The following is a 22256-nucleotide window of genomic DNA, read 5'->3' on the forward strand; positions in this document are numbered from 1 at the left end:
AATGCTGTCTATCGTTGTAAAGATTTTACGAACGAAATCATCCCTGTCTTTGCATAATCATTGTTACAATGAATACTACAAAGACAAGCTCTTTTAAAAGGAAGGTGAAAAAATGAGGAAATATGGAATATGGTTTGTTCTATTTATATGTGTTGCCTTTCTAGTTGGCTATAGCGTCACAACTGTTTTAGGGAAAGAAGAAGTGAAAGTGGATCGGAAAGAAGTGTTTACAACGATACAAAAAGGTTATGAGACGCAATTTTCAATTCGAGGGAAGCAAATACCAATGAATAAGATGATAGAGACGTTATCACCATATTTTACAAATAATTTCCTTCAAGTTTTTACAGATGAAAACAGTAGAAATGAAAAACAAAGTGGTGAGTATTTACTTCCAGCAAAAGAAGCTCCGTTTTCCTTTAATTCAGAAACAAAAATGTCATATGATGAGGAACATAAAAATTTATACGTCTATGAACGGGCAAAAAGTGGACAATATCAAATTGTGACATTACAAAAGGATAATGGGAAATGGAAATTAGCAGGGTATCATGAAAGTCAGGAACTTTTGGCTGAAATAAAAAGGTTACAACAATTATGAGAATAGGAATAGGTTTCTCCCTATTCCTATTCTATACCAAGTAGCTGTTGTAATTTTTCAATTTGAAAACCTGCGACAACTTCTCCGTCAATTACAACTGTTGGAGTTGAATAGGAGTCATAGTCATATAAAAGACGATTGCGTGCAGCGGCGTCTTTTTTTACGTCAAATTCTTCATACACAACGTCATTATGTTTTAAAAATTCTTTCACAATGGTACAAGGCGGACAATCAGGCTGTGTATAAACCTCAATTTTTTTCATTGTAATTCCTCCCTTTTTCTGTGTTTTATTATATTCTGTCAGTATAAAAAGAGCAATAAAGAAGGGAAAAGATATTCTTTCTTCTTTTTCCTTCGTATTTCGACAAATTTTAGTTGAGTTTCTGGCCAAGAACCTTTATCCTAGAGTGTGGAACATTTTTTCTGTTATGACGGATAGAATGAGTATAGCTGTAAAACCTATTGGTAGGAAGATCAGAGAAAGGAGAGATTTCATGTCTCTACTCCAAGGAATTTTAACTCGACTTGTTAGTCTACAAGAACAAGCTGAAAGCGGTGAAGTAGCACAACGCTATTTTGAAGTGAACGGTGAGCGCAAATGTAGCGTGAAATTTTTCGATAAAAGTGAAATGTATGAGTTAGAAGTGTATCAACAAGGTGAAAAACCTCAAGTGTATCAATTCGACAACATCGACATGGTGGCAATTGAGATTTACGACATCATTTCTTGATACATATAAAAAAGGTACTGCCATTTGGCAGTACCTTTTTTAGTTATATTAATTAATAGGCTATACATTAGTGGAAGTCGCAATGAAATAAAAGAACTTCCACAAATGTATATGTATAGGAATTTTTTATTTTTCCTACAATGGTAGTAAATAGTAATAGGAGGTGAAAAGGATGGAACGCTTACCGATTGTTATTTGTCCTAATTGTCACAGTCATGCTGAAATTAATCATGTATTAACTGCTCAGTCTAATCAAAATGTAATTTATACGTGTAGGTTTTGTCATTATGTAATCCGAAATATTGAAACGAATAAAGGGTAGTGAGTTATAATTTTTGTTTTTGTCCCATACAATGAGAATACGAAAAGTCTGTCTAATTGAAAGGACGTGACTATGTGGACGGTGAACATACATTTTATAATGTTTCTGAGAGGCATTTGAATTTTGATATGGTATTTAACCGCATTTGTAGTTTCATTGAAAAGGATCCGCGAAATTTATATCGATTATCTATTGGGACAGACTCACAAGCACATCAAAAGGATACGAGGTTTATTACAGCGATACATATTCATCGGGTTGGAAAAGGAGCATGGGGATGTTTGCACCACAAATCAGTAAAAAATAAGCCAGCAACTTTGCGAGAGAAAATATATTTAGAAACGCAGTTTAGTCAAGAAATTGCCTGTCTATTTACTCCAAATCATATACAAACAATCTGGGATTTATTGCACCCATACGCTCAAGATGGAGCGGGATTCATAATGGAAATTCATTTAGATATTGGGAATGATGGTTTAACAAAAGAATTTATTTTAGATATGACGAAGAAAATTCAAGCGATGGGATTAACAGCAAAAATTAAACCGGATGCTTATGCGGCGTTTAGTTATGCGAACAGGTATACGAAATAATGTGAAATGGTTTCTATATGTTCGTTAAATACTTTTATTAAAAACTGAATATTACATCTATTAAATAAGTTGGAAATTTTATATAATAAGAGTGATGATGCGAGGACAAGGAGAGGGACATATGGAAAAGGAATTTGTTTTAACGAGAGAAGAAGAAGATTTATTGTTGGATATTCTGTTTCAGCAAAATTATGCGAGCGAAATTTTAGCGGTGGAGCTTACAGACATTGAGAATGGTTTAAAACAGACAGATGTGACACAATATAAAAAAATCACAAGATTGTTTTACCGATTAAAAAATAAAGGGTATTAAGCGCTACCGGAATGGTAGTCTTTTTTTTATGTTGTATGCTAAAATAGCTGTGTATCTTTTTTATTAGAAGAATGTCAGGACAAAATAATAATATGAAAACGCTATCATAAAATGTGAATAGGATCAGAGAATATAAGCAGGAAAAAGGGAAAATGGGGGATGTAACATGATTAGTATTCCGAAAGATGAGTTTCAACAAATTCTTGTGAAGGATTTAATGATTTCATCAGAAAAAGTAGCACATGTCCAAATAGGGAATGGTTTAGAACATGCTTTACTCGTTCTTGTGAAATCTGGATATTCGGCGATTCCTGTTTTAGACCCTACGTATAAATTACATGGGTTGATTAGTACTGCTATGATTTTAGATGGTATTTTAGGATTAGAGCGCATTGAGTTTGAAAGACTTGAGAATATGAAAGTGGAACAAGTGATGAAGGAAGAGATTCCAGTTCTTATGTTAGAAGATTCCTTTGCAAAAGCTTTAGAAATGACAATTGATCATCCTTTTATTTGCGCTGTCAATGAAGAAGGTTACTTCGAGGGTATTTTGACACGCCGAGCTATTTTAAAATTGTTGAATAAAAAAGTGAGACAGCATAATCGATAACATAGGAAAAGTGACTTCACAGAAAAGGAGAAGTCACTTTTTTTCGTGCATATCAGTTGTGTATGTATTATATTTAAAAGGACATAAAACATAAGAAAGGTTTGAACTAACAAACCGTTCTAATGTATAAAATTATTCAATTAAATTAAAGATGAAATGCTTATTAGAATTAGGTGTATGGAAGCTAAGGAAAGAGGGAGAAAGTTGCAAATCGATGATTTTCAAATGATGGTTGTGTTAGCTCAGGAATCAAATATGAGAAAAGCGGCGGAACGTTTATTTGTTTCCCAACCTGCGCTTAGTCAACGATTACAATCTATGGAGAAACAATGGGGAATGAAATTTTTTATTCGTTCACAAAAAGGATTGACAATTACACCTGAAGGGGAAAAAGTTGCAAATTATGCGAAAGAAATGTTACAAAAAGAAGAAGATATAAAAAGTGAACTGGCTCTTTTTAGAACGGAAACATACGGTACGCTAAAAATAGCTGTTGCGTCAGTCATTGGTCAATATTGGCTTCCACCTGTTTTGAAAAAATTTGTGCAAAAGTATCCTTCTGTGAAGATATCTCTGTTTACTGGCTGGAGTAGTGAAGTGCAAAAGCAATTTTATGAAGGAGACGTTCACGTCGCCATATTAAGAGGGACACAAGAATATAAAGGTCAGAAGCAACAATTATTTGAAGATGAATTATACTTAGTTGATAAAGAAATAAAAGATATTACAATGTTGAAAGAGACAAATAGACCTTTTATTCAATTTAAAAGTGATTCGACCTACTATGGACAAATACAAAATTGGTGGTATGGATTATTTTCCAATCCACCTAAGCGAACGATTGTAGTTGACCAAATTGAAACGTGCAAACAGCTTGTTTTAAATGGTATAGGCTATGCTCTTTTACCTTCGACTGTTTTAAAAGAAGTGCAGGAAAACATGTATAAAACACCTGTTCAATTAACGAGAGAAACATGGTTATTGACGAGTGACTCGGCAAGGCAGTTGAAGCAAGTGCAAGCGTTTTTAGAAATTATAGAAGAAATTCAAATGGAAAAATAAGATTATTGTCTTGCTACTCGCCCTATCGTTTGGTAGAGTAACATTATAAATGGATTTAGGAGGCAACAAGAATGAAAATGATGGACGCTAACGAAATTATTTCTTTTATTCAAAAAAGTGAAAAGAAAACTCCTGTAAAGGTATACATAAAAGGGGATTTAAAAGAAGTAACATTCCCTGAAACAGTACAAGCATTTGTAAATAAAAAATCTGGTGTATTATTCGGAGAATGGTCTGAAATTAAGACAATTCTTGATGAAAATAGCAAGTACATTGTTGACTATGTAGTTGAGAACGACCGTCGTAATTCTGCAATTCCAATGCTTGATTTAAAAGGTATTACAGCTCGTATTGAGCCAGGCGCAATTATTCGTGATAATGTTGAAATTGGTGACAATGCTGTTATCATGATGAATGCAACAATTAATATCGGTGCTGTAATTGGCGAAGGTACTATGATCGACATGAACGCAGTGCTTGGTGGACGTGCAACAGTTGGTAAAAACTGTCACGTGGGTGCAGGAGCTGTACTTGCGGGTGTTATTGAGCCACCTTCTGCAAAACCAGTTATCGTTGAAGACGATGTTGTAATTGGTGCAAATGTAGTTGTTCTAGAAGGCGTTACAGTAGGTAAAGGTGCAGTTGTAGCAGCAGGAGCTGTTGTAACAGAAGATGTGCCTCCATATACAGTTGTTGCGGGAACTCCGGCACGTGTAATTAAAGAAATTGATGAGAAGACAAAAGCAAAAACTGAAATTAAACAAGAGCTTCGTCAATTAAACCCAGAGAAATAAAAAACAAAAAGCGTAAGAGCATGAATGTGCTCTTACGCTTTTTATAGATAGAGGTGCAAAAATGACAGTAAGCAAATTTGTTCAAGTTCGTAGAGATTTACATAAAATTCCGGAAATCGGATTTAAAGAGTGGAAAACACAACGGTATATTTTAGACTATATAGGAACGCTTCCTAATGAATATTTGGAAGTGAAAACATGGAAAACAGGTGTAATTGTTAAAGTAAATGGAAAAAATCCAGAAAAAATAATAGGTTACCGTGCAGATATAGACGGTCTACCAATTACAGAGGAAACTGGATATGAATTCTCTTCCGTCCATGAAGGAATGATGCATGCATGTGGACATGATTTGCATACAACAATCGGTTTAGGACTTCTAACAGCGGCTGTAAGCGAAAGAATAGACGATGATCTTGTGTTTATATTCCAACCAGCTGAAGAAGGGCCAGGCGGTGCACTTCCAATGTTAGAAAGTGAAGAGTTAAAAGAATGGAAGCCGAATATGATTCTTGGGCTTCATATTGCGCCTGAATACTCTGTGGGAACAATTGCTACAAAAGAAGGTTTATTATTTGCGAATACATCAGAGTTATACGTTGATTTAAAAGGAAAAGGTGGACATGCTGCATATCCGCATACAGCAAATGATATGATTGTTGCAGCGAGTCATCTCGTTACACAACTTCAATCAGTTATTAGTCGTAATGTGAACCCTCTTGATAGTGCGGTAATTACAATTGGGAAAATTACAGGTGGTACAGTCCAAAACATCATCGCAGAAAAGTCTCGTTTAGAAGGAACAATTCGAACGCTATCAGTGGAATCAATGAAACGTGTTAAAAGCCGAATCGAGGCAATTGTTGCGGGAATAGAAGCTTCTTTTCAATGTGAGGCTGTTATTGACTACGGAGCGATGTATCATCAAGTGTATAACCATGAAGAGTTAACGCGAGAGTTTATGCAATTTACACGTGAACAAACGAATATGGACGTAATTACATGTACGGAGGCAATGACAGGTGAAGACTTTGGTTATATGCTTCGAGAGATACCTGGATTTATGTTTTGGCTTGGAGTAAATTCAGAATATGGTTTACATCATGCAAAATTAAAACCCGACGAAGAGGTTATTGAGAAAGTGATTGTATTTTTAAATCAATATGTGAAGTGGAAGGGAAATAGAAAGTGAACTCCCGCGCTAAATTTGCAACAGTTTAGAGTGGTGACTTCTTAGTTCCGAGACGAAAATATCTTTCATATTTGTTAGTGTTAGACATTTTCATTCAAATGAGTAAAGTTACATTTGGTGTTTTAATAATGAGCAGGGGGTTTTTAGCCACTGCTCATTATTAATTATTGCTAATAAAGAAGATAATTATTTAACTACTTATATATGTTTACTTTTAGTATGAAAAGTGTGTAAAATCAATGTGATACATAGAAAAAAGGGTGGGGAATTACGTGCAAATTAGCAGTGCGATTTTATGTTTCGTCTTATATGCATATGTTATTATTGCGGCGGTTTATTTTGGGATAAGTTTTTACGCCTATCGTTTAGCGAATAATAGTGAATATGAAGAAACATACAAATGGGTGAAAAGATATTTGTCACCTGTACTAGAAATTATGAATGGATTTGTTCTTTTTTTATTTATTGGATTAATTGCTTTCTCAACGAGCTTAGTAGGGAATAAGACTACATTATTTGTGCTAGGTATCATTATTTTTATGCTATTAGGAATTCGGATTGGTAATACGGTATTTTGGAATGAAAGAAAAGTAGATGGTTGGACAGGAATGCTAATTCCGTGTATGTTAGCTGCAATCGTGACGAATATAGAACATGAATATTATCAATTACATTTTTGGCTTATCATTGTTTTAACAATCCTTTCGGTTTTGTATATAAGTACTGTCGTGCTAACATACATTGCAAATGAAAAAGGCGATGCAAAAGGTACACGCTTCTTTAGAGGACGTGCATTATTATGGAGTGTGCCGACGATGGCAGTTATAGGAATTATTGCGATATTAGTAAATGGATATCAATTTACTAATTGGCAACTGTTTTTAGAAACTTGGTGGATTTTTATTGTTTCGTTTATAGCTTTTTTAGGCGCGACACATTATTTGTTCCATCAACATCATTATATATTGGCATTGGTATTCGCATTTACACAACTATTATTTGCTTTTTTCGGACAAGAAACGTTATTGTTTGTTTTTGAAACATTTAGTTCATTTGGAAATATTTTTGTATTCGGTATGTTAATTTTCGGTATCGCATTTTATTTACAACAGTATTTTTATATGCAAAAACAAAAATAAGAATTATATACAGGTTTTTGTAGCGAATCTAAAGTATGTTACAATAAAAGTACATAGTATTTGATATTATTGGAGGAATTCCTGTGGGCGAAAAAGAGAAAGAATTTGCTGTTATTGGGCTTGGACGTTTTGGTGGAAGTATTTGCCGAGAACTCGCTCAATTAGGTATGGAAGTAATGGCAATTGATTCAGATGAGGATAAAATTAATGAGTTTGCAAATATAGCTTCGCATGCCGTGATTGCAGATTCAACAGATGAGATGGTATTAAAAAGTCTTGGTATTCGCAATTTTGATCATGTAGTCGTTGCTATTGGAGATAATTTAAATTCAAGTATTTTAACAACGTTAATTTTGAAAGAATTAGGTGTGAAAAATATTACTGTGAAAGCTCAAAATGACTATCATGAAAAAGTGCTAAGTAAAATAGGGGCCGATCATATTGTGCATCCAGAACGAGATATGGGAAAAAGGATTGCAAATAATATTGCATCAAGTAATGTGTTAGATTACCTAGAGCTTTCAGATGAGCATAGTATTGTAGAGATTATTGCAAATAAAAAAATTGATGGACACTCTTTAATTGAATTAGACATTCGTGCGAAGTTTGGTTTGAACATTGTAGCAATTAAACGTGGAAAAGAAGTTATCGTATCTCCTCGAGCTACAGAAAACATTCAAGCGGGAGATATATTAATTGTAATTGGTCATGACGATGAAGTAGATCGTTTTAAGCATTTTTTAAGATAAGAGAAAAGGACAATGCCTCCTCGGCATTGTCCTTTTCTCTTATATTTCCATAATGATTGGTAAAATCATTGGACGGCGTTTCGTTTTTTCGTATAGGAATGGTGCTAATGTGTCTGTAATCTCATTTTTAATTTCAGACCATTGTGTTGTTTTTCGCTCCATTACTTTTTCTAAATGTGTTGTAATTAATGTTTGAGCATCGTTGATTAAATCGCTGCTTTCACGCATATAGACGAAACCACGCGAGATGATATCGGGTCCTGCTGCAACTTTAAATTCTTTCATATCAATGCTTACAACTACAATAACAAGTCCTTCTTCAGAAAGAATGCGACGATCACGTAATACGATATTCCCGATATCTCCAATACCATTTCCATCGATATAGACAGAGCCAGATGGAATTTTCCCAGCTACGCTTGCTTCATCAGAACGTAAAGCAAGAACATCTCCATTATCCATAATGAAACAATTTTCTTCTGGAATACCACAATCATTAGCTAATTTCATATGCATACGCTGCATACGATACTCACCATGAATTGGCATGAAATACTTCGGTTTAATTAGACGGAGCATTAGTTTTTGTTCTTCTTGTCCGCCATGTCCACTCGTATGAATGTTTGACAGTTTTCCATGGATTACATCAGCGCCAGCACGGTACAACATGTTAATTGTACGACTTACACTAATTGTATTGCCTGGGATTGGTGAAGAAGAGAAAACAACTGTATCGCCAGGGATAATTTGAATTTGACGATGAGTACCATTAGCAATACGTGAAAGTGCTGCCATCGGCTCACCTTGACTACCTGTACATAAAATAACAACCTTATTAGCTGGTAGGCGGTTTAGCTGAGATGTGTCTATGAATGTATCCTTTGGACAGCGAATATAACCAAGGTTTTGTCCGATTTCAATCGCTGCCTCCATACTGCGGCCGAATACAGCCACTTTACGATTGTTTTCAACAGCTGCTTCAACAACTTGTTGCAAGCGATGGATATTTGATGCAAAGGTTGCGAAGATAATACGACCTTCTACTTTGCGGAAAATATCTTGAATACTATCACCAACACGGCGCTCAGACATCGTAAAGTTTGGTACTTCACTGTTTGTACTATCAGATAAGAGACAAAGTACACCGTCTTTTCCGATTTCGGCCATTTTTGTTAAATCTGCTGGCTCACCGACTGGTGTGAAATCGAATTTGAAATCACCTGTATGAACGACTTGTCCTTGAGGTGTTTTTACAACAACTCCGTATGAATCTGGGATACTGTGAGTTGTACGGAAGAAGGAAACAGATGTCTTTTTAAATTTAATAACATCATCTTCTTGAATTTCATAAAGTTTTGCTTTACGAAGTAATCCGTGCTCTTCTAATTTGTTTTTGATTAGTGCAATTGCTAATTTTCCGCCATAAATCGGAATGTTCACTTGACGTAATAGGTAAGGAATTCCACCAATATGATCTTCGTGACCATGTGTAATGAATAATCCTTTAATTTTATCTTCGTTTCGCACAAAATAAGTGTAATCTGGTATTACATAATCGATTCCGAGGAGTTCGTCTTCTGGAAACTTAATTCCAGCGTCAATTATAATAATTTCATCTTGAAATTGAACAGCATATGTATTTTTACCGATCTCACCAAGTCCACCTAAAGCAAAAACGGCAGCTTGATCATTCTTTAGAAATTTCATATGACTATACGATTTCCGCTAATATTAAATCAGCGTTTTGTTTTTCATATTCAAGATGATTACCAGTAACAGACTGAACGAACTCGATATTATATGCGAACTTATTTAATTTTTTACGAACATCCTTTTGAGACGTAGCCTCTAAATATAAAACTTTTGTATTTTCACGTACTGGGACCTCAGTTAATTTTTCTTGATAAAATACTTTAAAAATCATTGGGAAAACCTCTCCTTGTCTATGTTTTGCATTATCTGTTACTTATTATAAAGCAAACAGTCATGATTTTCATGTTTTTTCGAATGGGAATGAAGAAAAAGCCCGAAATGGGCACAATTTAAGCGATTGTCTTCTTACGGACTAAATCGTTTAAATAACGCTTGAGCTTTTTCTTCAGCTTCTTCAGCATGATTACTCCTTCCTTTCCTTATTTTAAACATGCATGTTACTAATGATAACTCCGTCTCCCGTACAAGAAAGAAGATTAGAAGTGAATAGTGAATCTTGTTCTTTTTAGTATAGTGTAAGTTATCCTGTAGTAACGATTAGTAGCCGTTAGTTATAGATATAGTATGAGGAAGAATAGAAAAGAAAATTCATCCGAACAAGTATCCACATTTTTTTACTATTATTATATGCATATTTCATAAATAAGGTCAGAAAGTGAACGCTTTCTTCACAGATGTTTAATATGTTATACTTTTTTTTGAAATTTGAAAAGTGATAATTAAAATAGGAATATAGAGTGCCAGAAAGGATTTTGACAAATGAATGATAAAATTGTCTTTTTTGATATTGATGGAACATTATTAGATCATGATAAAAAAATTCCGCAATCTACACGTGATGCAGTAAAAGATTTACAAGAAAAAGGTGTGCACGTAGCGATTGCGACAGGGCGTGCGCCATTTATGTTTGAAGATATTCGTAAGGAACTCAATATACATAATTATGTTAGTTTTAATGGACAGTACGTTGTATTTGAAGGTGAGACAATATTTAATAATCCGTTACACCCAGAGGCTCTACATAAGTTTACTCAGTTTGCAAAACAAGAAGGATATCCACTTGTATATCTTGATCATCAAGAAATGAGAGCGTCAGTGGAATATCATGATTATGTGAAAGAAGGTTTTGGGAGTTTAAACTTTGAACATCCAGCATATGAACCTGATTTCTATGAGAAACGTAATATTTATCAAACTCTGCTTTTCTGCGAAGTAAATGAAGAAGAAAAGTTTATTAATCAGTACCCAGATTTTCATTTTATTCGTTGGCATGCGTATTCAATGGATATTATTCCAAATGGTGGTTCTAAGGCAAAAGGAATTGAGAAATTCATTGAGAAATTAGGATTTAACCGTGAACAAGTGTATGCATTTGGAGATGGCTTAAATGATTTGGAAATGATTGAAGCAGTAGGGACAGGTATTGTGATGGGGAATGGTCATGAAGATTTGAAAAAACTTGCGAATCACGTGACAAAGGATGTTAGTGAAGACGGTATATACCATGGATTAAAATGGGCTGGATTGCTTTAAGTGAATATGGAACCCATTTCATAAAAAAAGGCGGAAGATTAACTTCCGCCTTTTTTTATTATCGTTCTAGAGGTTTCGACTCATCAGGAGAGGCAAATGGATTCTCTTTATTAATATGGTCGTAGAACATAACACCATTTAAGTGGTCGATTTCATGCTGGAATACGATTGCTGGTAAACCTTTTAAACGTAATTTTACTTCTTCTCCGTTAATAGATGTTGCTTTCACTGTAATTCTTGTGTAACGAGGGACATAACCAGGTACTTCACGGTCTACAGATAGACAGCCTTCACCATTTTGTAAATATGTACGTTCAACAGAATGACTAATGATTTTTGGATTAAATAGTGCATGGCTATATAACGTACCGTTCGTATCAGTTACATGAACCGCAATCATTTTCTTTGAAATACCGATTTGCGGAGCCGCTAATCCGATTCCAGGGCGCAAACTATATTTTTCAGCCATTTCAGGATCTTGGCTATTTATTACAAATTCAATCATTTCTTTAAGGGTATTTGTATCTTCCTCGCTAGCAGGTAAGGAGACCTCTTCTGCAACGTCGCGCAAAATCGGATTTCCTTCACGAATTACCTCATTCATTGTAAGCATATGTAATCTCTCCTTTCTTCTTTAGTCTACCAAAGGAGATAAAAAAAGTCATCGGCAAGTAAGGAAGATCTACTTGGAAACAAATCTTCTATAGATAAGTTATATAATAAAAGAAAAGACGGCAAAGCCGTCTGTTTCTTTCCATAGTTGTTTCATTTTACATTAGCGAATGCAAGCAGCACCAACGATAATTAAAAGGATAAACAACACAACGATTAAGGCGAAGCCGCGTCCAGACCCGCCACAAGAACCGCCATAACCGTAGGAAGGATATGAACAAGTTGTTGGATAGCAATATGAGTATCCGTACATGAGATGACCTCCTTTATCATTTCCCGCTAATACTGCGGTTACTATAATGTATGGAGGAAGGATCAGAAATGTATAGGTATTTACCTATAAAAGGAAGAAGTGTTTGTATAATTTTATTGAGAAGAGAGAAAAACTAAAGAGAATTAAATCGTTTACATATTATTCTAAGAGAAAAAACAAGTTAAAAAGGGAATAATATAACAGTAGGTTATTGCTTACTAATACAGATGTGAAAAATAAAAACACGTTTGTGTAGAGGAAACCTGCATATTATTTATAAAAAAACGTATTCAAAGTAATTGACATCGTAATTAGAATAGTTGTAAACTAAAAAACGTGATCAAGATTGTATTAATATGTTTTTGGAAAAACATTAGTACAGATTGTTAGGTACACAAAATTATTCTCAACCGACAAACAAATTTGTTGGTTTACATTGTTGCGCTTTCAGTCTAGCTAATAGATAGTGAAAGCGTTTCAGAATATGGTTCAAGAGAGGAAGAGGTGAACGGAATGGGTACTAAAACAAAAAAGACCCTATTTAATGTTGATGAGCAAATGAAAGCTATCGCAGCTCAATTTGAAACATTACAAATTTTAAATGAAAAAGGCGAAGTTGTGAATGAAGCAGCTATGCCTGAATTATCTGATGATCAATTAAAAGAATTAATGCGCCGTATGGTGTATACTCGCGTACTAGATCAACGTTCTATTTCTTTAAACCGTCAAGGACGTTTAGGTTTCTACGCACCAACTGCTGGACAAGAGGCTTCTCAATTAGCAAGTCATTTCGCACTTGAAGCAGAAGATTTCATCTTACCAGGATATCGTGACGTTCCACAATTAGTGTGGCACGGTCTACCATTATACCAAGCATTCTTATTCTCTCGTGGACATTTCATGGGTAACCAAATGCCTGAGAACGTAAATGCACTTGCTCCACAAATCATCATCGGTGCGCAAATCATCCAAACTGCTGGTGTTGCGTTAGGTATGAAACTACGTGGTAAAAAATCTGTTGCAATTACTTACACTGGTGACGGTGGTGCTTCACAAGGTGACTTCTACGAAGGTATGAACTTTGCGGGTGCATTCAAAGCTCCAGCAATCTTCGTTGTACAAAACAACCGTTATGCAATCTCTACTCCAGTAGAAAAGCAATCTGCAGCTAAAACTGTAGCACAAAAAGCAGTAGCAGCAGGTATTTACGGAATTCAAGTAGACGGTATGGATCCATTAGCTGTATACGCAGCAACTGCTTTCGCTCGTGAGCGTGCAGTAAACGGCGAAGGCCCTACTTTAATCGAGACTTTAACATTCCGTTACGGTCCACATACAATGGCTGGTGATGACCCAACTCGTTACCGTACAAAAGATATCGAAAACGAATGGGAACAAAAAGATCCAATCGTACGCTTCCGTGCATTCTTAGAAAACAAAGGCCTATGGTCTCAAGAAGTTGAAGAGAAAGTAATCGAAGAAGCAAAAGAAGATATCAAACAAGCAATTGCTAAGGCTGACCAAGCTCCAAAACAAAAAGTTACTGATTTAATGGAAATCATGTACGAAAAAATGCCTTACAACTTAGCTGAACAATATGAAATTTACAAAGAAAAGGAGTCGAAGTAAGCCATGGCTCAAATGACAATGATTCAAGCAATCACTGATGCTTTACGCGTTGAAATGAAAAACGATCCTAACGTACTTGTTTTTGGTGAAGACGTTGGTGTAAACGGCGGAGTATTCCGTGCTACTGAAGGTTTACAAGCTGAATTCGGTGAAGATCGTGTAATGGATACTCCACTTGCAGAGTCTGGTATTGGTGGACTTGCAGTTGGACTTGCACTTGAAGGTTTCCGTCCAGTTCCAGAAATTCAATTCTTCGGTTTCATTTATGAAGTAATGGATTCAGTTTCTGGTCAATTAGCTCGTATGCGTTACCGTTCTGGTGGACGTTGGACTGCTCCAGTAACAATTCGTTCTCCATTCGGTGGCGGTGTTCATACTCCTGAACTACATGCTGATAGCTTAGAAGGATTAGTGGCACAACAACCTGGTCTAAAAGTTGTTATTCCATCTACTCCATACGATGCAAAAGGTCTTTTAATCTCTGCGATTCGTGACAACGATCCAGTTATCTACTTAGAGCATATGAAATTGTACCGTTCATTCCGTCAAGATGTACCAGAAGGCGATTACACAATTGATTTAGGTAAAGCTGATATCAAACGTGAAGGTACAGATGTATCTGTTATCGCTTATGGTGCTATGGTTCATGCTGCATTAAAAGCTGCTGAAGAACTTGAAAAAGAAGGTATCTCTTTAGAGGTTGTTGACTTACGTACAGTTCAACCATTAGATATCGAAACAATCATCGCTTCTGTTGAAAAAACAGGCCGCGTAGTTGTAGTTCAAGAAGCTCAAAAACAAGCTGGTATTGCAGCTAACGTTGTAGCGGAAATTAACGACCGTGCAATCTTAAACTTAGAAGCTCCAGTTGTACGTGTTGCAGCTGCTGATACAGTATTCCCATTCTCTCAAGCTGAGAGCGTATGGTTACCAAACCATAAAGATATTGTTGAAGCTGTTAACAAAGTAATGAACTTCTAATTTTTAGTTTTTCATGTGCAAAAGAAATCAGCACATGCTGGTTTCTTTTGTACATATTCCATAATAATGAAATGAATCAGGGGGCTGAATTCCGTGGCATTTGAATTTAAACTACCAGATATCGGTGAAGGTATCCACGAAGGTGAAATCGTAAAATGGTTTATTAAACCAGGTGACGAAGTAAACGAAGACGACGTACTTCTTGAAGTACAAAATGATAAAGCAGTAGTAGAAATCCCTTCTCCTGTTAAAGGTAAAGTACTTGAAGTACTTGTAGAAGAAGGAACAGTTGCAATTGTAGGAGATACATTAATTAAATTTGATGCTCCTGGATACGAAAACCTTAAATTTAAAGGTGACGATCATGATGAAGCTCCAAAAGCTGAAGAAGCAGCAGTAGAAGCTCCAGCAGCGGAAGCTACTCCAGCAGCAACTACAGAAGTAGTAAATGAGCGTGTAATCGCTATGCCATCTGTTCGTAAATATGCTCGTGAAAAAGGTGTAGATATTCATAAAGTAGCTGGTTCTGGTAAGAACGGCCGTGTTGTGAAAACTGACATCGATGCATTTGCAAATGGTGGACAAACTGTAGCAGCAACTGAGGCTCCAGCAGCAGTAGAAGCTACTCCAGCAGCAGCGAAAGAAGCAGCACCAAAAGCACAACCAATTCCAGCTGGTGAATATCCAGAAACTCGTGAGAAAATGAGTGGTATCCGTAAAGCGATTGCGAAAGCAATGGTTAACTCTAAGCACACAGCTCCTCACGTAACATTAATGGATGAAGTTGATGTAACTGAGCTTGTTGCTCACCGTAAGAAGTTCAAAGCTGTTGCAGCTGACAAAGGTATTAAATTAACTTACCTTCCATACGTTGTAAAAGCTTTAACATCTGCATTACGTGAATTCCCAATGTTGAATACTGCTTTAGACGATGCTTCTCAAGAAATCGTTCATAAACATTACTTCAACATCGGTATCGCAGCTGATACAGACAAAGGTCTATTAGTACCAGTTGTTAAAGATACAGATCGTAAATCAATCTTCACTATTTCTAACGAGATCAACGATCTTGCTGGTAAAGCACGTGATGGTCGTTTAGCTCCAGCTGAAATGAAAGGTGCTTCTTGCACAATTACAAACATTGGTTCTGCAGGTGGACAATGGTTCACTCCAGTTATCAATCACCCAGAAGTAGCAATCCTTGGTATCGGCCGTATCGCTGAAAAACCAGTTGTGAAAAATGGTGAGATTGTAGCAGCTCCAGTATTAGCATTATCTCTAAGCTTTGACCATCGTTTAATTGACGGCGCAACTGCTCAAAAAGCATTAAACCAAATTAAACGTCTATTGAATGACCCACAATTATTAGTAATGGAGGCGTAATAACAATGGTAGTAGGAGATTTCCCAATTGAATTAGATACAGTCGTTGTTGGTGCAGGTCCTGGTGGATACGTTGCGGCAATTCGTGCAGCACAATTAGGTCAAAAGGTAGCAATCATCGAAAAAGCTAACCTTGGTGGCGTATGCTTAAACGTTGGATGTATTCCTTCAAAAGCGTTAATCAATGCAGGTCATCGTTATGAGAATGCAATGCATTCTGATGACATGGGTATCACTGCAGAGAACGTAAAAGTTGACTTTACAAAAGTTCAAGAATGGAAAAACGGCGTAGTTAAGAAATTAACTGGCGGTGTTGAAGGCCTTCTTAAAGGTAACAAAGTTGAAATCATTCGCGGTGAAGCTTACTTCGTAGATGCTAACACATTACGCGTAATGACTGAAGATGCAGCTCAAACTTATACGTTTAAAAATGCTGTTCTTGCAACTGGTTCTACACCAATCGAAATTCCAGGATTCAAATACTCTAAACGTGTTATCAACTCTACAGGCGCTTTAAGCTTACCTGAAATTCCTAAAAAACTTGTTGTAATCGGCGGCGGTTACATCGGTATGGAATTAGGTACTGCATATGCTAACTTCGGTACAGAAGTTACTGTAGTAGAAGCTGGCGACGAAATCTTAGCTGGTTTCGAAAAAGCTATGAGCTCTGTTGTTAAACGTGCTCTACAGAAAAAAGGTAACGTAAATATCCATACAAAAGCTATGGCTAAAGGCGTTGAAGAAACAGAAACTGGCGTAAAAGTTAGCTTTGAAGTTAAAGGTGAAATCCAAACTGTAGAAGCAGATTACGTATTAGTAACTGTAGGTCGTCGTCCAAACACTCAAGAAATCGGTCTTGAGCAAGTTGGAGTTAAAATGACTGATCGCGGTATCATCGAAATCGATGAGCAATGCCGTACAAACGTATCAAACATCTATGCAATCGGTGATATCGTTCCTGGACCACCATTAGCTCACAAAGCTTCTTACGAAGGTAAAGTAGCTGTTGAAGCAATTAGTGGCCATGCATCAGCAATCGATTACATCGGAATTCCAGCAGTATGCTTCACTGATCCAGAATTAGCATCTGTTGGTTACACTAAGAAACAAGCAGAAGAAGCAGGAATGACTGTAGCTGTATCTAAGTTCCCATTCGCTGCAAACGGTCGTGCGTTATCATTAAACAGCACTGACGGTTTCTTACAACTTGTAACACGTAAAGAAGATGGTCTTCTTGTAGGTGCACAAGTTGCAGGTGCAGGCGCTTCTGATATTATCTCTGAGATTGGTTTAGCTATCGAAGCTGGAATGACAGCAGAAGATATCGCTCAAACAATCCATGCTCACCCAACATTAGGTGAAATCACAATGGAAGCAGCTGAAGTTGCTCTTGGAATGCCAATTCACATTGTAAAATAATTTAAGTAATGTAAATACCCCATCTCTTATTTAAAGAGATGGGGTATTTTTAATATAATGGCTTGCAAGGTCTTTATATGTACTTGTCGAATGAATATATATAATACTTTAAATGAATCGTTAGAACATACGTTAATCCAAAAGCAGTATATATACTTTCATATAATATGTAATTGATTCAAACTTAATCCCATATATTAATAAAATAGGGCATGTCAAAGGAGAAGGTTCCATGAGAATATTACATGTTATATTTTATCATTTTCTATTATGGAGTGGTTTTTCCATTGTATTAACATTATCGAATGGTGATAAGTTTCATTATAAAGTAATTCTCTTTTTCGTATTTCTTTATTTGGCATATGTAATTGCATGTTTTGTATTACACGCAAGGAAGCAGGCATTATTCCTTACGTGTTCAAATTGCATACTTTTTTTAATCATATTCTCAATTTTTTAAATTAACGTTTATAGAAATACATTGTTCTTCCATTAAATAATTGTAACTCTCCTTCCAATTTCTTCGCTAGAAAACGGCTAAATTCATTTGCTTTTCCTTTATCGCCAAATGTTGCTGTGGTGGGTAAAGAAATTTGTATGAAAGATCGTTTATTTTCTATTCCAATCCCCACATAAATAGAATTATATCGGTCGTGACTCGATTGGAGTTTTAATGTTGTTGCTGATGTATCTAATATTTCATAAGGAAAAGCTGTATTTGTATAGGCGTAATTAATTTGATCACCAGTCTTGGAAGTAATGGTTTTATAGTTATCAAAAAGGTGTTTGACATCCTCTATTGAAACAGATTGTTGATTGGATTTAGGTACAAGTGTGATAAAGGCGTGTTGCATACAAATTCCCCCCTAGTTTAGTAGAATAATATCATTCTACATCCTACTGAATTTTTTGACAATTAAAAGGAGTATTACTTTTTTTGTTTAATATATTATTGAGTAGGAAGTGTTATTGAGAAAGGTGGAAACTGATGTTTGAAAAATTGTATGATGAGCATGAAAGTGTGAAGGTACGATTTTTAGGATTTATGACGCATGATACACGTTATGATTTTGGAGTTATTTATACAAATATGTTTTTTGGAAAGCCACTTATTGTTTGTATGCAAACAGGGAGATCTACTTTGCTTGGACGAGATGATGTGGAAAATGTTCCTTATATAAAAGAAACTTTTAAGTTAGGGTCGGAAGAGGAGGCGGAGGAGTTAGCACAGTTTTTTAAATTTCTTGTTCCGGCTACTTCTTTGCATGCGGAGTATGAAGAATAATTAACAAGAAACAGTCGTACGTATGAGATATGACTGTTTTTTTGTGTTAATATCGCATACTAATTTAATTTTAAAATATTTAATGTGTTATACTAAAAACCTATTGACGTAAAAAGTATAACATATTAAAATAAAGACAGAAAGTTAAGCGGTTACAAAAAAGTTTTTGGGATTATAAACTTAGGGGGAAATGAAAAATGGGAACAATCGTATGTCAAGATTGTGAAGGTACAATTGCACACTTTGAAGATGAGAAAGTAACGGTACTTTACGGGAAATGTGGATCTTGCGGATGTGATCACACAGAGCATACAAAAGCCCAATAATTGATAGGAAATGGACAGCTAAAAGTTTTTAGGACCATAAACTTAGGGGGAAATGAAAAATGGGAACAATCGTATGCCAAGTATGTGAAGGAACAATCGGACATTTTGAAGATGAAAAAACGACAGTGCTTTACGGAAAATGTGGTACAAATTGTGAATGTGCTAATAGAGACAATGCGAAAGCTTAATTATAAATAAGTAGATTATTATTAAAACTCAGGGGGAAATGAAAAATGGGAACAATCGTATGCCAAGTATGTGAAGGAACAATCGGACATTTTGAAGATGAAAAATCAACAGTACTTTACGGGAAATGTGGATCTCATTGCGAATGTGACCCAAAGGAACACTCAAAAGCTTAATAATGAAGAAAAAACGCCTACACATGTAGGCGTTTTTTTAATAGATTGTAGTTGTATGTCCGACTGTTGCAACGATTGCATCATCTCGAATTGGAATAAATCCTATTGATGTTTGTGGTGTGCTAGGCGAACTGTAGTGGCTCATAGCACGACTATCGATACGAGTAATAGTATCAGTCAAGAAAGCCGAAATAAATGCATAAGGGACTCGTCGTTCATTTAATGAGTAGATAATTTCCTCTTTTGTTTTTACACCTACGCCATGTCCGTAAAAAAAGAAATTTCCTAAATAGATTGTGTTTTCTCCTTGCCACTCGATTGTAGCTGGATTCACTTGTGGATTTTTAAAGTAAACGAGATCGCCTGGAACAAGATCGCCACCCGTTTTTGTTATGAGCTTTAAATCATGATCATAGTCCCATGTATAAAGTAAAAGGTTTGCAAATAGCCGGTTGAAAGTTTCTTCCTCATACAATGATAGTAATGCTTTGTAAAAAATAATTATCATAGCGGTTGCGCATTCAGTTCCATATAGTTTTCCGTTTTTGAAAATATCTTGGATGGCAATGGAAGGCGATATGTTTGGAAGTAGTTTAAATCCGCCAAGGGATGTTCTTTCCCAAAACTGAGTGTTGCAAAAAGATTGTTGAAATGTACGAAACTGAAAGCCACTTTGAAAAAGTTCTAGCGCGGAAGTAATAATATTAACTCGTAAATTAAGATCAAAGCTGAGTTCATCAGCTGTTCGGAAGGAATAAACTTCTTGATTTCCTGCCATTATGGATAAAATTTGTTGTTTCTCAGCTGCAAATGGCTCATATTCATTTGTGATATAAGGATGTACAATAGAACGGCCTATTACAATCATAATAGTATCCCCACCTATACGTTACATTCTTTAATATCGTATGAGAAAAGGAAAAAAAGGTGAAAGAAAAGCCTATCAACTGATAGGCTTGTACTCTTTAATAACACGTAATGTTTGTAACGTCATATCTTCGGGTCCTTGTACAGGTAACCCTGCTTCTAAATTTTTACGAATATACTCTAAGTTTTCTTGTGTAATAATTTCCCCCGGAGTAAAGATTGGAATCCCTGGTGGATAAACCATAACAAAATCAGCTATTATACGACCTGCCGCATTTTCAAATGGAATGACTTCCGTCTCTGAATAAAAAGCATCTCTAGGAGAAAGTGCTAGCACAGGTATTTCTGGAATGTCTACTTGTACTTGAACACCTGTATCTACTCTATTTCTGTATGTTGTTGCTAAATCTTGTAATGCTGTGATAAGTGTATCAGTTTCACTTTCGGTATCTCCAAAAGTGATAAGACAAAGTATGTTATATAGATCAGAGAGTTCTACTTCAATGTTGTAATGTTCTCTAAGCCATACTTCAGCCTCATGGCCAGTAATACCTAAATCTTTTACAGATACAATTATCTTTGTAGGATCATAGTTAAAAGTAGCATCTGTTCCTAGCATTTCTTTTCCAGGACAATAAAGATGCTCAATAGCATTAATAGCATCACGAACATGTTCAGCTAATTTTATTGTTTGTTCTATGAGAACTTTTCCTTCTGTAGCAAGACGTTTTCTAGCAACATCAAGGGATGCTAACAAAATGTAAGAAGTTGATGTCGTTGTAAGCATGCTAATAATGGATTGGACATGCTTTACGTTCACAAGACCTTCTTTTACATTAAGAATAGAGCTTTGGGTTAAAGACCCTCCTAATTTGTGAACACTTGTTGCTGCCATATCTGCACCTGCTTGCATAGCCGAGATTGGTAGTTCATCATGAAAATGGATATGAACACCGTGAGCCTCATCAACAAGTACAGGAATATCATAAGAATGAGCTAATTTTACAATCTGCTCTAAATCTGCAGCAAACCCAAAGTATGTTGGATTAATAACAAGTAAGCCTTTCGCATCTGAGTGCTCTTCGAGAGCTTTTTTGACAGACTGCATTGTGATCCCGTGTGAAATACCAAGCTTCGGATCGATCTCAGGATGCATGAAAATCGGTTTTGCACCTGAGAAAATAATAGCTGACATTACAGATTTATGCACGTTTCGTGGCACGAGGATTTTATCACCAGGGCCGCAAACGCTCATCACCATTGTCATAATTGCACCACTTGTACCTTGAATAGAAAAGAAAGTATGATCTGCACCGAAAGCAGCGGCGGCTAAATCCTGAGCTTCTTTAATCATACCTTTTGGATGATGTAAATCATCGAGTGGCGCAATGTTAATTAAATCAATTGCTAATGCATTATGCCCAATAAATTCGCGAAATGTTGGATCCATGCCCTGTCCTTTTTTATGACCTGGAATATGGAATTGAACTGGATTTCGCTTACTGTGCTCAACTAAAGCGGTAAACAATGGTGTTTCGTATTGGGACAATCTATACACCCCTTCTTCTTCGTAATATTTATTAGAATTTGTTTTATATGATTTCATCTCATTCTAAAAGGAATTTAAGATGACTAACTTTTAGAACGTGACTTGTTTTCCTGCCATTCACAAAAGCTTTTTTGGGGATGGTAGTCTCACTTTACTTTCTATAAAACAAAAGCATTAT

29 protein-coding genes are annotated in these 22256 nt (G+C 35.8%); 21 read left to right on the forward strand and 8 right to left on the reverse strand.

The genetic code is table 11. The annotated features are described in order from the left end of the window. Window positions 1-112: 112 nt before the first annotated feature. Window positions 113-601, forward strand: a complete 489-nt coding sequence (locus JDS80_RS02695; RefSeq protein WP_001233796.1) for a DUF3993 domain-containing protein — start codon at window positions 113-115, stop codon at window positions 599-601. Between the two features lie 26 nt (window positions 602-627). On the opposite strand, the gene JDS80_RS02700 is transcribed toward JDS80_RS02695, so the two are convergent. Beyond that, on the reverse strand, window positions 628-864 hold the full coding sequence (locus JDS80_RS02700; protein ID WP_000717868.1) for a glutaredoxin domain-containing protein: 237 nt from the start codon (window positions 862-864) through the stop codon (window positions 628-630). 232 nt (window positions 865-1096) lie between these two features. Between JDS80_RS02700 and JDS80_RS02705 the strand changes: the two genes are divergently transcribed. The 10 genes from JDS80_RS02705 (at window position 1097) to JDS80_RS02750 (ending at window position 8107) form a co-directional block, all read left to right on the forward strand. After that, window positions 1097-1333, forward strand: a complete 237-nt coding sequence (locus JDS80_RS02705; RefSeq protein WP_000055151.1) for a YkuJ family protein — start codon at window positions 1097-1099, stop codon at window positions 1331-1333. Window positions 1334-1505: 172 nt separating this feature from the next. After that, a complete protein-coding gene (locus JDS80_RS02710; protein WP_071746889.1) occupies window positions 1506-1655 on the forward strand; it encodes a hypothetical protein in 150 nt (49 codons plus the stop codon). Between the two features lie 74 nt (window positions 1656-1729). Next, window positions 1730-2248: a ribonuclease H-like YkuK family protein gene (locus JDS80_RS02715; protein ID WP_071771534.1), complete on the forward strand. Its 519-nt coding sequence runs from the start codon at window positions 1730-1732 to the stop codon at window positions 2246-2248. Between the two features lie 121 nt (window positions 2249-2369). Beyond that, window positions 2370-2561, forward strand: a complete 192-nt coding sequence (abbA, locus tag JDS80_RS02720) for an antirepressor AbbA (RefSeq protein ID WP_071771533.1) — start codon at window positions 2370-2372, stop codon at window positions 2559-2561. Between the two features lie 166 nt (window positions 2562-2727). Then, entirely contained in the window at window positions 2728-3171 is a 444-nt protein-coding gene (cbpB, locus tag JDS80_RS02725; RefSeq protein ID WP_000623577.1) for a cyclic-di-AMP-binding protein CbpB, read from the forward strand. Between the two features lie 177 nt (window positions 3172-3348). Further along, complete coding sequence (locus tag JDS80_RS02730) at window positions 3349-4233, forward strand: LysR family transcriptional regulator (protein ID WP_071746886.1); 885 nt, start codon at window positions 3349-3351, stop codon at window positions 4231-4233. Between the two features lie 71 nt (window positions 4234-4304). Next, window positions 4305-5027: a 2,3,4,5-tetrahydropyridine-2,6-dicarboxylate N-acetyltransferase gene (gene dapD, locus JDS80_RS02735; protein ID WP_071746885.1), complete on the forward strand. Its 723-nt coding sequence runs from the start codon at window positions 4305-4307 to the stop codon at window positions 5025-5027. A gap of 61 nt (window positions 5028-5088) precedes the next feature. Beyond that, window positions 5089-6219 carry an N-acetyldiaminopimelate deacetylase gene (locus JDS80_RS02740; RefSeq protein ID WP_098498809.1) on the forward strand — a complete coding sequence of 377 codons (1131 nt, stop codon included), beginning with the start codon at window positions 5089-5091 and terminating at the stop codon, window positions 6217-6219. 272 nt (window positions 6220-6491) lie between these two features. Beyond that, window positions 6492-7358, forward strand: coding sequence for a cytochrome C oxidase assembly protein (locus tag JDS80_RS02745; protein WP_071771531.1), 867 nt, complete (start codon window positions 6492-6494; stop codon window positions 7356-7358). Between the two features lie 83 nt (window positions 7359-7441). Then, entirely contained in the window at window positions 7442-8107 is a 666-nt protein-coding gene (locus tag JDS80_RS02750) for a potassium channel family protein (RefSeq protein WP_000504032.1), read from the forward strand. A gap of 39 nt (window positions 8108-8146) precedes the next feature. Here the strand turns inward: JDS80_RS02750 and rnjA are convergent, their stop codons facing one another. Then, window positions 8147-9814: a ribonuclease J1 gene (gene rnjA / locus JDS80_RS02755; RefSeq protein WP_000670372.1), complete on the reverse strand. Its 1668-nt coding sequence runs from the start codon at window positions 9812-9814 to the stop codon at window positions 8147-8149. A gap of 4 nt (window positions 9815-9818) precedes the next feature. Next, complete coding sequence (locus tag JDS80_RS02760) at window positions 9819-10031, reverse strand: DNA-dependent RNA polymerase subunit epsilon (protein WP_060632082.1); 213 nt, start codon at window positions 10029-10031, stop codon at window positions 9819-9821. A 548-nt stretch (window positions 10032-10579) separates the two neighbouring features. Here JDS80_RS02760 and JDS80_RS02765 point away from each other — a divergent pair. Beyond that, the gene (locus JDS80_RS02765) at window positions 10580-11353 is read left to right on the forward strand and encodes a Cof-type HAD-IIB family hydrolase (protein ID WP_071746881.1); all 774 of its coding nucleotides are present in this window, start codon (window positions 10580-10582) and stop codon (window positions 11351-11353) included. Window positions 11354-11411: 58 nt separating this feature from the next. Here JDS80_RS02765 and def read toward each other — a convergent pair whose 3' ends face one another. Beyond that, window positions 11412-11966: a peptide deformylase gene (def, locus tag JDS80_RS02770; protein WP_071746880.1), complete on the reverse strand. Its 555-nt coding sequence runs from the start codon at window positions 11964-11966 to the stop codon at window positions 11412-11414. 162 nt (window positions 11967-12128) lie between these two features. Continuing rightward, on the reverse strand, window positions 12129-12278 hold the full coding sequence (locus tag JDS80_RS02775) for a YjcZ family sporulation protein (RefSeq protein ID WP_000274565.1): 150 nt from the start codon (window positions 12276-12278) through the stop codon (window positions 12129-12131). Between the two features lie 513 nt (window positions 12279-12791). Between JDS80_RS02775 and pdhA the strand changes: the two genes are divergently transcribed. The 5 genes from pdhA to JDS80_RS02800 all read left to right on the forward strand — a co-directional run bounded on the left by pdhA (window position 12792) and on the right by JDS80_RS02800 (window position 18149). After that, window positions 12792-13907 (forward strand): pyruvate dehydrogenase E1 component subunit alpha, encoded by a 1116-nt coding sequence (gene pdhA, locus JDS80_RS02780; RefSeq protein ID WP_000536893.1) that lies wholly within the window; start codon window positions 12792-12794, stop codon window positions 13905-13907. A 3-nt stretch (window positions 13908-13910) separates the two neighbouring features. Further along, window positions 13911-14888, forward strand: coding sequence for a pyruvate dehydrogenase complex E1 component subunit beta (gene pdhB, locus JDS80_RS02785; RefSeq protein ID WP_000068162.1), 978 nt, complete (start codon window positions 13911-13913; stop codon window positions 14886-14888). A 93-nt stretch (window positions 14889-14981) separates the two neighbouring features. Beyond that, window positions 14982-16271 (forward strand): pyruvate dehydrogenase complex dihydrolipoyllysine-residue acetyltransferase, encoded by a 1290-nt coding sequence (pdhC, locus tag JDS80_RS02790; RefSeq protein WP_199637027.1) that lies wholly within the window; start codon window positions 14982-14984, stop codon window positions 16269-16271. Between the two features lie 5 nt (window positions 16272-16276). Beyond that, window positions 16277-17689 carry a dihydrolipoyl dehydrogenase gene (gene lpdA / locus JDS80_RS02795; RefSeq protein WP_000260106.1) on the forward strand — a complete coding sequence of 471 codons (1413 nt, stop codon included), beginning with the start codon at window positions 16277-16279 and terminating at the stop codon, window positions 17687-17689. A gap of 232 nt (window positions 17690-17921) precedes the next feature. Beyond that, window positions 17922-18149, forward strand: a complete 228-nt coding sequence (locus JDS80_RS02800) for a hypothetical protein (RefSeq protein ID WP_001221349.1) — start codon at window positions 17922-17924, stop codon at window positions 18147-18149. A gap of 1 nt (window position 18150) precedes the next feature. Here the strand turns inward: JDS80_RS02800 and JDS80_RS02805 are convergent, their stop codons facing one another. Then, the gene (locus JDS80_RS02805; protein WP_071746878.1) at window positions 18151-18543 is read right to left on the reverse strand and encodes a DUF1885 family protein; all 393 of its coding nucleotides are present in this window, start codon (window positions 18541-18543) and stop codon (window positions 18151-18153) included. 134 nt (window positions 18544-18677) lie between these two features. Between JDS80_RS02805 and JDS80_RS02810 the strand changes: the two genes are divergently transcribed. The 4 genes from JDS80_RS02810 (at window position 18678) to JDS80_RS02825 (ending at window position 19662) form a co-directional block, all read left to right on the forward strand. Next, complete coding sequence (locus JDS80_RS02810; RefSeq protein ID WP_199637029.1) at window positions 18678-18974, forward strand: DUF3055 domain-containing protein; 297 nt, start codon at window positions 18678-18680, stop codon at window positions 18972-18974. 197 nt (window positions 18975-19171) lie between these two features. Beyond that, the gene (locus JDS80_RS02815; RefSeq protein WP_000536778.1) at window positions 19172-19300 is read left to right on the forward strand and encodes a GapA-binding peptide SR1P; all 129 of its coding nucleotides are present in this window, start codon (window positions 19172-19174) and stop codon (window positions 19298-19300) included. Between the two features lie 59 nt (window positions 19301-19359). Continuing rightward, the gene (locus JDS80_RS02820) at window positions 19360-19488 is read left to right on the forward strand and encodes a GapA-binding peptide SR1P (protein ID WP_000536808.1); all 129 of its coding nucleotides are present in this window, start codon (window positions 19360-19362) and stop codon (window positions 19486-19488) included. 45 nt (window positions 19489-19533) lie between these two features. Then, window positions 19534-19662 carry a GapA-binding peptide SR1P gene (locus JDS80_RS02825; RefSeq protein ID WP_199637031.1) on the forward strand — a complete coding sequence of 43 codons (129 nt, stop codon included), beginning with the start codon at window positions 19534-19536 and terminating at the stop codon, window positions 19660-19662. Between the two features lie 37 nt (window positions 19663-19699). Here the strand turns inward: JDS80_RS02825 and JDS80_RS02830 are convergent, their stop codons facing one another. Continuing rightward, window positions 19700-20530 carry a protein-glutamine gamma-glutamyltransferase gene (locus tag JDS80_RS02830; RefSeq protein ID WP_071746876.1) on the reverse strand — a complete coding sequence of 277 codons (831 nt, stop codon included), beginning with the start codon at window positions 20528-20530 and terminating at the stop codon, window positions 19700-19702. A 75-nt stretch (window positions 20531-20605) separates the two neighbouring features. Continuing rightward, complete coding sequence (speA, locus tag JDS80_RS02835) at window positions 20606-22078, reverse strand: arginine decarboxylase (RefSeq protein WP_071746875.1); 1473 nt, start codon at window positions 22076-22078, stop codon at window positions 20606-20608. Between the last annotated feature and the right edge of the window lie 178 nt (window positions 22079-22256).

It is taken from the genome of Bacillus cereus group sp. N8 (assembly GCF_016483685.1).
GTDB classification, from domain to species: domain Bacteria; phylum Bacillota; class Bacilli; order Bacillales; family Bacillaceae_G; genus Bacillus_A; species Bacillus_A proteolyticus.